Here is a 12,940-nt window from a genome sequence, read left to right on the forward strand (position 1 = left end):
GCCGTCCCGACGGCACCGTGGGGGTGCACCCTCAGCTCGTCTGATCTTCGTGATCACTGCGGCAGGCCGAGCTCGGCCGCCCGGCGGAAGACGTCCCCACACGTGGGGGACGCTATCGGCGAGCGTTCGGCGAGGACGATCAGCGTATGGCGCAGTTCCGCGCTCAGCCGGAAGAGCCGGTGGCGGTGCTGTCCGCCCTTGTAGATGTGCAGGCGGAAGACATTGACCGCCTGTCCGTCACGGTCGTCGGCGAAGGTGTCCGGGAGCCCGGCGAGCAGTTCGTAGTCGCGCTTGCCAGTCGCAGCGTCGGCCACGTCCCTGAGGGGCAGAGCATCGAATCCCGCGGCGGACAGAGAAGCGTCGACCGCGACGGCATGGGCGGCCACGGCCGCGAAGACCTCGATCAGCCGCTCGCCCACCACCATGTCGATGCCCCAGGCCCGCAGCGTCTCGCGGCGACGCGCCTGCCGCCATGGCTCCTGATCCACCAGCGGCAGCAGGACACGGCCCAGGTGTGCGCAACGACGCCACAACACGTCGCGGTCCGAGGCCACGTCGCGGTCCGAGGCCACGTTCGATCCTCTCTACGGCGAGTGGAAGGCCTGCAGCCGAGGACGGGCCCGACCACCGCAGGCCTTCACATTCCCACTCCACGCAGCGAACGTACAGAACGGGGCTGTGCGCCGTACCGCTGCCTGCGGAGCCACCCGAGCTCACGAGGGTCCGTACGTAGCGGTGCGCCAGGCCACCCCGGGCACACGAGGTCCGGCGGGGCCCTGGTCCCGATCCCGGCCCGACGCCGCCGGCGAATCCGCAGACGAGACCAATTGGTTTCCCAGTCCCAGCCACACGCCGTGAAAGCGCTGTGACGCTGGGACTCGCGAGCCACTCGATGACCTCATGGCGGTGCTCTCGACAACAGCACCCGGCCCCGCCGAGCTGCCCTTCTCACCAGTCGCGCCCCCGCTTAAACCTCTGGCGTGTCATGCGCTGCCCATTTGTTTTGACCGGAGTCCTTGCGCTAGGTACGCTCAGACCTTGTGCCTGGGGTGTGCCCTGGCTCTCGTGCGTGCCTTCACACCGCACTGGGGGAGCCGTAAGCGGCCACTGTGATCTGCGCCCTTCCTGCCTTGCGGCGGGAGCCTGCCGGATTCGACACACCCGACCGCGTGGGTCGGCGACGTTCCAGGTTAGCTTCACCATTCGGCACACAGAAACCGGAGAAGTAGTGCCTACGATCCAGCAGCTGGTCCGCAAGGGCCGGCAGGACAAGGTCGAGAAGAACAAGACGCCCGCACTCGAGGGTTCTCCTCAGCGCCGGGGCGTCTGCACGCGTGTGTTCACGACCACCCCGAAGAAGCCGAACTCGGCCCTGCGTAAGGTCGCGCGTGTGCGTCTGACCAGCGGGATCGAGGTCACCGCTTACATTCCGGGTGAGGGACACAACCTGCAGGAGCACTCCATCGTGCTCGTGCGCGGCGGCCGTGTGAAGGACCTGCCGGGTGTTCGCTACAAGATCATCCGAGGCTCCCTCGACACCCAGGGTGTCAAGAACCGCAAGCAGGCCCGTTCCCGCTACGGCGCCAAGAAGGAGAAGTAAGAATGCCTCGTAAGGGCCCCGCCCCGAAGCGCCCGGTCATCATCGACCCGGTCTACGGTTCTCCTCTGGTCACGTCGCTCATCAACAAGGTGCTGCTGAACGGCAAGCGCTCCACCGCCGAGCGCATCGTCTACGGCGCCATGGAGGGCCTGCGCACGAAGACCGGCAACGACCCGGTCATCACGCTGAAGCGCGCTCTCGAGAACATCAAGCCGACCCTCGAGGTCAAGTCCCGCCGTGTCGGTGGCGCCACCTACCAGGTCCCGATCGAGGTCAAGCCCGGCCGCGCCAACACCCTGGCGCTGCGCTGGCTGGTGGGTTACTCCCGCGCCCGTCGCGAGAAGACCATGACCGAGCGTCTGCTCAACGAGCTCCTCGACGCCTCCAACGGCCTCGGTGCCGCTGTGAAGAAGCGCGAGGACACCCACAAGATGGCCGAGTCCAACAAGGCCTTCGCGCACTACCGCTGGTAGTCGCAGACCCCATCGAGACCGAGAGAAGACTGAAGCCTTATGGCTACCACTTCACTTGACCTGGCCAGGGTCCGCAACATCGGGATCATGGCCCACATCGACGCGGGCAAGACGACCACCACCGAGCGGATCCTCTTCTACACCGGCGTCAGCTACAAGATCGGTGAGGTCCACGACGGCGCCGCCACCATGGACTGGATGGAGCAGGAGCAGGAGCGTGGCATCACGATCACGTCTGCTGCGACCACCTGTCACTGGCCGCTCGAGGACAACGACTACACCATCAACATCATCGACACCCCGGGGCACGTCGACTTCACCGTTGAGGTGGAGCGCTCCCTGCGTGTGCTCGACGGTGCCGTGACGGTGTTCGACGGTGTCGCCGGTGTCGAGCCGCAGTCCGAGACGGTGTGGCGTCAGGCCGACCGTTACGGCGTGCCGCGCATCTGCTTCGTCAACAAGCTGGACCGTACCGGCGCCGAGTTCCACCGCTGCGTGGACATGATCTCGGACCGCCTGGGCGCCCAGCCGCTCGTCATGCAGCTTCCGATCGGCGCCGAGGCCGACTTCAAGGGCGTCGTGGACCTGGTCCGCATGAAGGCGCTCGTGTGGTCCGCCGAGGCCGCCAAGGGCGAGATGTACGACACCGTCGACATCCCGGCCACGCACGCCGAGGCCGCCGAGGAGTGGCGCGGCAAGCTGCTCGAGGCCGTCGCCGAGAACGACGAAGAGATCATGGAGCTGTACCTGGAGGGCGAGGAGCCCTCCGAGGAGCAGCTGTACGCCGCGATCCGTCGCATCACCATCGCGTCCGGCAAGTCCAACGACACCACGGTCACCCCGGTGTTCTGTGGCACCGCGTTCAAGAACAAGGGCGTCCAGCCCCTGCTCGACGCGGTCGTGCGCTACCTGCCGACTCCGCTCGACGTCGAGGCCATCGAGGGCCACGACGTGAAGGACCCGGAGCTGGTCGTCAAGCGCAAGCCGTCCGAGGACGAGCCGCTGTCCGCGCTGGCGTTCAAGATCATGAGCGACCCGCACCTCGGCAAGCTCACCTTCGTCCGGGTCTACTCGGGCCGCCTCCAGTCCGGCACCGCGGTGCTGAACTCGGTCAAGGGCAAGAAGGAGCGCATCGGCAAGATCTACCGCATGCACGCGAACAAGCGTGAGGAGATCGACGCGGTGGGCGCCGGCGACATCGTCGCCGTCATGGGCCTGAAGCAGACCACCACCGGTGAGACGCTGAGCGACGACAAGAACCCGGTCATCCTGGAGTCCATGGACTTCCCGGCGCCGGTCATCCAGGTCGCCATCGAGCCCAAGTCCAAGGGTGACCAGGAGAAGCTGGGCGTCGCGATCCAGCGTCTCGCGGAGGAGGACCCCTCCTTCCAGGTCCACTCCGACGAGGAGACCGGCCAGACCATCATCGGCGGCATGGGCGAGCTGCACCTCGAGGTGCTGGTCGACCGTATGCGCCGTGAGTTCAAGGTCGAGGCCAACGTCGGCAAGCCGCAGGTCGCCTACCGCGAGACGATCCGCAAGGCCGTCGAGCGCGTCGACTACACGCACAAGAAGCAGACTGGTGGTACCGGCCAGTTCGCCAAGGTGCAGATCGCGATCGAGCCCCTCGAGGGCGGCGACACGTCGTACGAGTTCGTGAACAAGGTGACCGGTGGCCGTATCCCGAAGGAGTACATCCCTTCGGTCGACGCCGGTGCGCAGGAGGCCATGCAGTTCGGCATCCTCGCCGGTTACGAGATGACCGGCGTCCGCGTCACGCTGATCGACGGCGCCTACCACGAGGTCGACTCCTCCGAGCTGGCGTTCAAGATCGCCGGTTCGCAGGCCTTCAAGGAGGCCGCGCGCAAGGCCAGCCCCGTGCTGCTCGAGCCCATGATGGCCGTCGAGGTCACCACGCCCGAGGACTACATGGGTGAGGTCATCGGTGACATCAACTCCCGCCGTGGCCAGATCCAGGCCATGGAGGAGCGTGCCGGTGCCCGCGTCGTGAAGGGCCTGGTGCCGCTGTCGGAGATGTTCGGCTACGTCGGCGACCTCCGCAGCAAGACGTCGGGTCGCGCGAGCTACTCGATGCAGTTCGACTCCTACGCCGAGGTTCCGCGGAACGTCGCCGAGGAGATCATCGCGAAGGCCAAGGGCGAGTAACGCACCCCGTTCACACGCCGTAGGCTTGACTCCGGAGCCTTGAGGGGCATTCACCCGCGTTCGTGGGGGAATGCCCCGGGGCCCGGGCTTTCCAGCAAAGATCACCTGGCGCCGATGAAGCAAGGCGTTCAGAACCACTCCACAGGAGGACCCCAGTGGCGAAGGCGAAGTTCGAGCGGACTAAGCCGCACGTCAACATCGGCACCATCGGTCACATCGACCACGGTAAGACGACCCTCACGGCCGCCATTACCAAGGTGCTGCACGACGCGTACCCGGACCTGAACGAGGCCTCGGCCTTCGACCAGATCGACAAGGCTCCCGAGGAGCGCCAGCGCGGTATCACCATCTCCATCGCGCACGTCGAGTACCAGACGGAGACGCGTCACTACGCGCACGTCGACTGCCCGGGTCACGCGGACTACATCAAGAACATGATCACCGGTGCTGCCCAGATGGACGGCGCCATCCTCGTGGTCGCCGCCACCGACGGCCCGATGCCGCAGACCAAGGAGCACGTGCTCCTGGCCCGCCAGGTCGGCGTTCCGTACATCGTCGTCGCCCTGAACAAGGCCGACATGGTGGACGACGAGGAGATCCTGGAGCTCGTCGAGCTCGAGGTCCGCGAGCTGCTCTCCGAGTACGAGTTCCCGGGCGACGACCTGCCGGTCGTCAAGGTCTCGGCGCTCAAGGCCCTTGAGGGCGACAAGGAGTGGGGCAACTCCGTCCTCGAGCTGATGAAGGCCGTGGACGAGAACATCCCGCAGCCCGAGCGTGACGTCGACAAGCCGTTCCTCATGCCGATCGAGGACGTCTTCACGATCACCGGTCGCGGTACGGTCGTCACCGGCCGTATCGAGCGTGGTGTCCTCAAGGTCAACGAGACCGTCGACATCGTGGGCATCAAGCAGGAGAAGACCACCACCACGGTCACCGGCATCGAGATGTTCCGCAAGCTGCTCGACGAGGGCCAGGCCGGTGAGAACGTCGGTCTGCTGCTCCGCGGCATCAAGCGCGAGGACGTCGAGCGCGGCCAGGTCATCATCAAGCCGGGCTCGGTCACCCCGCACACCGAGTTCGAGGCGCAGGCCTACATCCTCTCCAAGGACGAGGGTGGCCGCCACACGCCGTTCTTCAACAACTACCGTCCGCAGTTCTACTTCCGTACGACGGACGTGACCGGCGTCGTGACCCTCCCCGAGGGCACCGAGATGGTCATGCCGGGTGACAACACCGAGATGAAGGTGGAGCTCATCCAGCCCGTCGCCATGGAGGAGGGCCTGAAGTTCGCCATCCGTGAGGGTGGTCGGACCGTGGGCGCCGGCCAGGTCACCAAGATCAACAAGTGATCTTGAACTGACTCGGTAGTCTCCAAGGAGGCCCGTACGACTTCGGTCGTACGGGCCTCCTTGCTGTGTCCTGCCAGCTGTTACGAAACTATTCGACCCGGACGGACCGTTCCCCTCGCCCGTCACTCCCCTCACTATTTGTCATGCCGCTGAGCAAATTCGAGTCGCATGCGGACCGAGGGGTGAGGCATGTCTGGACGCGTCAGGCGCAGAGCCGTACTCGGCGCGGGGGCGGGGCTTGTGGCGCTGCCCGCGTTGTCCGGGGTCGCGTGGGCGGAGGGGGATGCGGAAGCGGAGGTGGGGGCCGGGGCGGGGGCGCTGAAGGCGACCGATCCCGGGGCGTACATCTCCTTCTCGCCGAAGGCGGGCGCCCTCCCGCTCGTCGGCGTCCCGGTCGTCGTCAGCCCCGAGGACCACCCCGGAGTCGTACGGGTGGCCGGGGACCTCCGTGACGACATCGAGCGGGTGACGGGCGTGCGGCCCGGCGGGACGGTCGCGCGGGAGGCCGTGCTGGTGGGGACGATCGGCCGCAGTCCACTGATCGACGGACTGATCGCCGCGGGCAAGCTCGACGTGACGGGTGTGCGGGGCAGGTGGGAGACCTCGTTGCAGACCGTCGTCGAGCGCCCGATGCCCGGGGTCGAGCGCGCACTTGTCATCGCGGGCAGCGATCCGCGCGGCACGATCTTCGGCGCGTACGACGTCTCGTACGGCATCGGGGTCTCGCCCTGGTACTGGTGGGACGACGTGCCGCCGGTCCACCGGGACGCGGTGTACGTGCTGCCGGGCCGGTTCAGCCAGGGCGCGCCGACCGTGAGGTACCGGGGTGTCTTCATCAACGACGAGAACCCGGCGCTCGGGACGTGGGCGCCGAAGTACTTCGGTCCGGGGAAGGCGCCGGGGCATCCCGGGGGCTTCAACGCGGACTTCTGGGCCAAGGTCTTCGAGGTGGTGCTGCGGCTGAAGGGGAACTACCTCTGGCCCGCGGTGTGGGGAAGGGCCTTCGCCGAGGACGATCCGGAGAACCACGCGCGGGCCAAGGAGTACGGAATTGTCATGGGCACGTCCCACGAGGCGCCCATGATGCGGGGCATCGAGGAGTGGAACCGCCATGCCGTGCCCGCGGTGCGGGACGCGACGGGCGCCATCGTGAAGCCGGGCAGCGACCCGTACGGCGGCACGGGCGAGTGGTCGTACCGGCGCAACGCCGAAGCCATCAAGGCCTACTGGCGCGACGGCATCCGGCGCATGGTCGAGCAGGACTTCGAGGGCGTCGTCACGCTCGGCATGCGGGGGAACGGGGACACCAGCCTCCCGGACGGCGACGGCATCGAGCTCATGCGGGAGATCATCGCGACCCAGCGGCAGATCATCGCGGAGGTCACGGGACGGCCGGTGGAGGAGACCCCGCAGGTGTGGACGCTCTACAAGGAGGTCCAGCGCTACTGGGACCGCGGACTGCGCGCGCCCGACGACGTGACCGTGGTCCTCACGGACGACAACTGGGGCAACATCCGCAAGCACCCGGACCCGCAGGCGCCCCGGGGCGGCGGCCACGGCCTGTACTACCACTTCGACTACGTCGGCGTGGGCCGCAACTACAAGTGGGTCGACACCGCCAACCTCGCCAACCTCTGGGACCAGCTCCACCAGGCACACGCCTACGGCAACCACGGGCTGTGGGTGACGAACGTCGGCGACCTCAAGGGCAACGAGCTGCCGACCGAGTTCTTCCTGAACTACGCCTGGAACCCCGAGCGCCTGGGGCTGGAGGACCTGGAGGAGTGGGAACGGCGCTACGCGCGGCAGAACTTCGGGCCGGCACAGGCGGAGGGCGTCGCCGCCGTGCTCGCCGCGTACGGACAGCTCCAGGCGCGCCGCAAGCCCGAGCTGCTGAACCGCCGGATCACGCTCGACCCGGCGAAGGACCCGACCACGGAGGAGTCCGCGGTCGTGTACGACGACCAGGAGACGCCGTACTACTTCGGCCACCGTGAGCTGGAGCGGGTCACCGAGGAGTGGCGGAGGCTGGCGAAGTCGGCGGACCGGATCGCCCGGCGGCTTCCGGCGCGGGTGCGGGACGCGTGGTTCGAGCTGGTCGGATACCAGGTGCAGGCGACCGCCAACCTGTACGCGCTGCGCGAGGCCGAGTTCACGAACCTGCTGTACGCGGCCCAGGGCCGAGCGGCGACGAACGACCGGGCGGCCGAGGCGGAGGCCGGCCTGGAACGCGACTTCGCTCTCGCCCGGCGCTTCAACACCGAGGTGGCGGGCGGCAAGTGGGACGGCTTCCAGACGCAGCCGCACATCGGCTACGGGGACGTGGAGCGGTACGGGCCGAACGCGGGCTGGCAGCAGCCCGAGAAGGACAACGTGGCGCTGCCCGACGAGATCTTCCCCAAGGTGAAGAGGATCGAGGTGCCGTCCGCCGCCGAACTGGGGGTGACGGTCGACGGTTCGCTGGACTCGGGGGAGTGGTGGCCGGGTGGCGCCTCGGGCACGGCCGTGCTCCCGGCGTTCAGCCCGTACCAGACCCGCCCCGACCAGTACATCGAGGTCTTCAACCGGGGCCGGGCGCCCTTCGAGTACCGGATCGAGCCCTCGGTGCCGTGGCTGCGGGCCGACCGTCCCCGGGGCCGGGTCGAGCAGCAGGTGCGGGTGACGCTGACGGTGGACTGGGCGCGGGTACCGGAGGGCCGCGCGGAGGGGGCGGTGGTGGTGCGCGGCGCCGGGGCCTCGGTGACCGTCAGGGCCGTGGCCGAGAAACCGGCGCGGCGCGGGCTGCGGGGTTTCGTGGAGGCGGGCGGGTACGTGGCGATCGACGCGGAGAACACCACGAGGGTCGTCGGAACCCGGAGCGTGCGCTGGAGGCGCATCGACCGGATCGGGCGTACGGGAGCGGGAATGGCCCCGTGGCCGGTGACGGCACCGCGCCAGACACCGGGCGGTGCCGGGCCGCGCCTGGAGTACGACGTGACGCTGCTGTCGGCCGGCGAGGTGACGGTCTGGTCGTACCTCTCGCCACGGAACCCGGCGCTGGTGACGGGTGGCCTGCGGTACGGGGTGTCGTTCGACGACGGCGAGCCGCAGGTCGTCGACATCCACGCGGCCACCGGCGCCGACGACGGCCTGATGAACAAGCAGTGGGCCCGGAACACGTCGGACAACGTCAACGTGACGGCGACGCAGCACACGATGGCCCGCGCGGGCGTGCACCGCCTGAAGTTCTGGATGGTCGACCCGACGGTGGTGCTGCAACGGCTGGTGATCGACACGGGAGGACTCACACCGACGTATCTGGGCCCGCTGGAGAGCCACCGCGTTCGCTGACGAGAGGGGATCCGCACATGAACCGCTTCCGCCTGCCCGCCGCCGTTGCCCTGCTGGGTACGGCACTCCTGGTCACGGGCGCCGTGGCGCAGCCCGCCGCCGCTCACTCCCCGGCCCCGCTGCGCGTCCTCGCCGACCGCGCCGGCGTACGCGTCGGCACGGCCGTGGACATGACGGCGCTGGCCGAGGACAGGACGTACCGAAGAACGACCGCCCGCGAGTTCGACTCGGTGACCGCCGAGAACGTCATGAAGTGGGAGTCGGTGGAGCCCCGGCGAGGCGAGTACGACTGGAAGAAGGCCGACGACCTGGTCCGCTTCGCCCGCGCCCACGGTCAGGTCGTGCGCGGCCACACGCTGGTCTGGCACAGCCAGCTGCCGACCTGGCTGACGGCCGGGGTGGCGGACGGCTCGATCGACGCGAAGGAGCTGCGCGGCATACTCCGGGACCACATCACGACCGAGGTCAAACGGTACAAGGGCAAGATCCAGCAATGGGACGTCGTGAACGAGGTCTTCGAGGAGGACGGCTCGCTTCGGAACTCGATCTGGCTCCAGAAGCTGGGCCCGTCGTACATCGCCGACGCCTTCCGCTGGGCCCACGCGGCCGACCCGAAGGCGAAGCTCTTCCTGAACGACTACAACGTCGAGGGCGTCAACGCGAAGTCCACGGCCTACTACGACCTCGCGAAACGGCTCCGGGCTGAGGGCGTCCCCGTCCAGGGCTTCGGCATCCAGGGTCACCTCGCGATCCAGTACGGCTTCCCGGGGCAGGTCGCCGAGAACCTGGCCCGCTTCGAGGCGCTGGGTATGCAGACGGCGTTCACCGAGGTGGACGTACGGATGGTCCTGCCGGCGGACTCGGCGAAGCTCGCGACCCAGGCGGACTACTTCCGACGGCTGCTGGACGCGTGCCTGGGCGCCCGTAGCTGCAGGTCGTTCACGGTGTGGGGCTACACCGACAAGTACTCGTGGGTGCCCGGAGTCTTCACCGGGCAGGGCGCGGCGACGCCGATGGACGAGGAATTCGGGCGGAAACCGGCGTACGGGGCGCTGCGGGAGGGGCTGCTGGCAGCGGGGCGCTGACCGGCACGCCGATCGGTACGAGCCCGCGCCCCAGGCTTTTAAGGGGCGCGGGGAACTGCGCGATCAGCCACGATTGCACCCGCGGTAGAAACCGCACGCCGATCAGTACAGGGTCGGGACCTCGCCGCCCTCGGCTCTCCTCAGCGTGACCCCCGGCAGGCCCCGCAGCCGGCGTTCGGCGACGGCCGCGAGGCGGTCGGGAGCCGGTGGGGTGGGGCCCAGGCCGATGGCATAGCGGATCGGGTCCGTGGTGAAGGGGCGCGGCCAGGCGTGGGCGGCCGGAGCCATCTCCGACAGCTCGGTCAGCAGGGCCCGCATCCGGCCCCGTACCCGGCCCTCGTCCGAGCCTGGGCCCACCGTCACGACCGCCCAGGCCGCGTGACGGCGGTGGAGCGGGGGAGAGGTCAGCAGCTCGGGGCACGGGAACGGGCCACTGGAGGAGTCCAGCATCTCCCAGGCCCGGAAGAGCTCTTGGGTGACGAGGTCCCGCATGCCCGCCGTGACCTGGTCCGTGCAGGGGCGCACCGGGGCGGAGGGCGTCGTGATCGTCAGGGGGAGAGCCCGGGCACTTGGTTCGGCCGGCTCTCCCACCGGTTCGCGCCAGTCCCAGGCGGCCCACGTCGCGAAGAAGTGCCGGAGGAGATCGGCCGGGGGCAGGTCGCCGGCCTCGCTCGCGGTACGGGCCGCCAGGACGGACCAGGCCAGGCCCGGCAGCCCGCCGAACGGGGCCGAGTCCAGGCCGCGCGCCTTCGCCCACGTCTTGACCTGCCCGGCCAGCCTGACGAAGGCCGGTCTGCGGGCGCCGACCGAGGCGAGGAGCGCGTCGGCGTCGCTCACGGCGCTGAGCGCGATCTCGGCTCCCTCTCCCAGCTCGGCCCGGCGGGCCACCGCGTCGGCGGGGTCCATCGGGCCGGTGGCGACGACGGCCAGGTCCACGCCCAGCCCGTCGACCCGCAACCGCAGGCCGGGTACGCGTGCCCCGACCACCTCGCACACGTCGGTCGCGTCGGGGAGCGCGGACGCCAGTCGCTCCTGTACGGCAGTGAGGTCGACCGAGCCCGGCAGTGCCGCCACCAGGTCCACGTCCGCCCCTGGCAGTGCGCAGCCCATCCGCCGGGAGCCCACGAGGTGGACGACGCCGTCGGCGAGCGCGTCCGAGACGCGGGTGACGATCCGGTCGGCCGTGGCGGTCTCGGCCGTGGCGCTCTCGGCGGGGACGGCTGCGTCCGCGAACCGAGCGGCGTCCTGGGCCCAGCGGACCTCACCCGTCCCCAGCGTCACCGTCGCCCGTACGCGCATCGGCTCGTCCCCGCGGCGCGACAGCAGCGCCAGCTCGCCCACCCGGACCGGCATCGGAGCGAGACGGGCCTCGCAGTCGGCGGCCAGGGCGTTCGGATCGGTGGTGCGGCCCAGGCTCAGATGAGGGGTGAAGCCCGCGTGGCGGCCACGGCAGCGGGGGAAGCGCCGCACCAGGGTCCGGTGCAGGGCGGCCCACGGCTCCTCGCCGTCGGCAGCGGGGTCGAGCCAGACGGTGGCCGCGTCCCGGTGGCCGAACCAGTGCACGCCCTCCAGCCGGGCCTCGAAGGGAGCCGTGGCGGCCGCGGCCGTGGCGAGCACCGTCGCCGCCTCCTCGAACGCGTGCTCCGGTACGAAACCGAAGAGCAGGTTCACGTGCGGGGGCCAGCGGTGGATCTGCGGGTCGTGGTCCCGGCGGATGTCCTGGACGGACGGCCACAGCTCCCGGGGCGGGATCCACGCGAGGGCCGTACGGGGAGTCGGCCGCGCGTCGAGGACGTCGTCCGCCCCCGGCCCGGCCGAGTCCGGCACCACCTCGACCCGCACCCCGTAGTGATCGGAGATGTGGAGGCCCTCGGCCGAGGGCCTGTCGCCGTACAGCTCGGCCCGCCGTACCCGCAGGTCCTGTGCGCGCAGCAGCACCCGGTCCAGCCGGGAGGCCCGGCCGGTCAGGGAGGAGACCGCGGCCAACGGGTTGGCGCCCGGGTCGAACGTCGGCGTCGAGTCGTCGGCTCCGTGCGCCTCGCTCCAGGCATCCCGCATACCGAGGGTCACCTGGGGCGCGTCGCCGCCGTCGTTGAAGTCGCCCATCAGGACCAGGTCGTCCTCCAGGCCCGCCAGGCCCTCGGCGATACGGACGAGCTCGGCCTCGCGCCGGCCGGCGCCGTTCTCGGAGTGGTCGCTGCTGAGGTGGGTCGCGGCGACGACGAGGGACCCGGTGCCCGTCTCCACGACCAGGGCGGAGACCGCCTTGTGCGGGCCCAGCGCGTGGTGCGCCGCCTCGCGGACGGGCAACCGGCTCAGGAGCAGCAGGCCGCAGTCGTCCACGTCCCCACCGCCGGGGTCCGTGCCCAGCGTCCAGTCCGCCCGGACCCACGGCTCCCTCAGCAGCATGCCCAGCAGCCCGGCCTCGACCTCCTGCAGCGCGATCACGTCCACGTCGGCCTCCCGCAGGGCCCACAGGAGCAGTGGCCGGCGTCGGGCGGTGTCGATCCGGTCGGCGTCGTACCGGTCCCACAGGGTGTTCCAGGTCAGCACCCGCACATCACCGGAACCGGCACCGGGGCCGACACCGGACACGGAGGCGTGGGGCGGGGGCACGGGACGCCAGTCCTCGCCGTCCCACGCGTGCGGCGTACGGGCCGTGAAGAACGGCGCCCGGAGCCGTCGTGCCTCCCGCACCCGCCCGGCCTCCGTCGCGTCGATCCGGTCCACCCCCGTGGTCCGGTCCCACACCACCTCGCCGTCGGCCTCGAAGAACAGCACCCGGTGCCACGGGATCTCACCGCCCGGCACGAAGGCGGGCAGCGGAACGCGCTTGGGTCCGGCGCCCCGCTGCAGCACGCCCAGCACGAAGCGGGCCGGGTCGAAGCGTGCGTCCCAGCGCACCCGGTGATAGATCTCCTCGCTCGTGCGCACCCC

8 protein-coding genes are annotated in these 12,940 nt (G+C 69.8%); 6 read left to right on the top strand and 2 right to left on the bottom strand.

What is annotated here, in order from left to right; all coding sequences use genetic code 11:
• Window positions 1-53: 53 nt before the first annotated feature.
• Complete coding sequence (locus tag AB0959_RS16195) at window positions 54-572, bottom strand: hypothetical protein (RefSeq protein ID WP_366827039.1); 519 nt, start codon at window positions 570-572, stop codon at window positions 54-56.
• A gap of 656 nt (window positions 573-1,228) precedes the next feature.
• Between AB0959_RS16195 and rpsL the strand changes: the two genes are divergently transcribed.
• The 6 genes from rpsL (at window position 1,229) to AB0959_RS16225 (ending at window position 10,003) form a co-directional block, all read left to right on the top strand.
• Entirely contained in the window at window positions 1,229-1,600 is a 372-nt protein-coding gene (gene rpsL / locus AB0959_RS16200) for a 30S ribosomal protein S12 (protein ID WP_003948652.1), read from the top strand.
• A gap of 2 nt (window positions 1,601-1,602) precedes the next feature.
• Window positions 1,603-2,073 (top strand): 30S ribosomal protein S7, encoded by a 471-nt coding sequence (gene rpsG / locus AB0959_RS16205; RefSeq protein WP_366827040.1) that lies wholly within the window; start codon window positions 1,603-1,605, stop codon window positions 2,071-2,073.
• Between the two features lie 39 nt (window positions 2,074-2,112).
• Window positions 2,113-4,239, top strand: coding sequence for an elongation factor G (gene fusA / locus AB0959_RS16210; RefSeq protein WP_366827041.1), 2,127 nt, complete (start codon window positions 2,113-2,115; stop codon window positions 4,237-4,239).
• 155 nt (window positions 4,240-4,394) lie between these two features.
• Window positions 4,395-5,588, top strand: a complete 1,194-nt coding sequence (gene tuf / locus AB0959_RS16215; protein WP_030839706.1) for an elongation factor Tu — start codon at window positions 4,395-4,397, stop codon at window positions 5,586-5,588.
• Between the two features lie 189 nt (window positions 5,589-5,777).
• Window positions 5,778-8,918, top strand: a complete 3,141-nt coding sequence (locus AB0959_RS16220; protein ID WP_366827042.1) for a glycosyl hydrolase 115 family protein — start codon at window positions 5,778-5,780, stop codon at window positions 8,916-8,918.
• A 17-nt stretch (window positions 8,919-8,935) separates the two neighbouring features.
• Window positions 8,936-10,003 carry an endo-1,4-beta-xylanase gene (locus tag AB0959_RS16225; RefSeq protein ID WP_366827043.1) on the top strand — a complete coding sequence of 356 codons (1,068 nt, stop codon included), beginning with the start codon at window positions 8,936-8,938 and terminating at the stop codon, window positions 10,001-10,003.
• 102 nt (window positions 10,004-10,105) lie between these two features.
• Here AB0959_RS16225 and AB0959_RS16230 read toward each other — a convergent pair whose 3' ends face one another.
• On the bottom strand, window positions 10,106-12,937 hold the full coding sequence (locus AB0959_RS16230; RefSeq protein WP_366827044.1) for a poly(A) polymerase: 2,832 nt from the start codon (window positions 12,935-12,937) through the stop codon (window positions 10,106-10,108).
• Window positions 12,938-12,940: the final 3 nt, after the last annotated feature.

The organism is Streptomyces sp. NPDC046862, from assembly GCF_040704615.1.
Classification (GTDB): Bacteria; Actinomycetota; Actinomycetes; order Streptomycetales; family Streptomycetaceae; genus Streptomyces.

Bases quoted from the DNA above. Each gene is read 5' to 3' on its own strand.
- fusA (WP_366827041.1), top strand. From the start codon at position 2,113: ATGGCTACCACTTCACTTGACCTGGCCAGGGTCCGCAACATCGGGATC.
- rpsG (WP_366827040.1), top strand. From the start codon at position 1,603: ATGCCTCGTAAGGGCCCCGCCCCGAAGCGCCCGGTCATCATCGACCCG.
- AB0959_RS16220 (WP_366827042.1), top strand. From the start codon at position 5,778: ATGTCTGGACGCGTCAGGCGCAGAGCCGTACTCGGCGCGGGGGCGGGG.
- AB0959_RS16225 (WP_366827043.1), top strand. From the start codon at position 8,936: ATGAACCGCTTCCGCCTGCCCGCCGCCGTTGCCCTGCTGGGTACGGCA.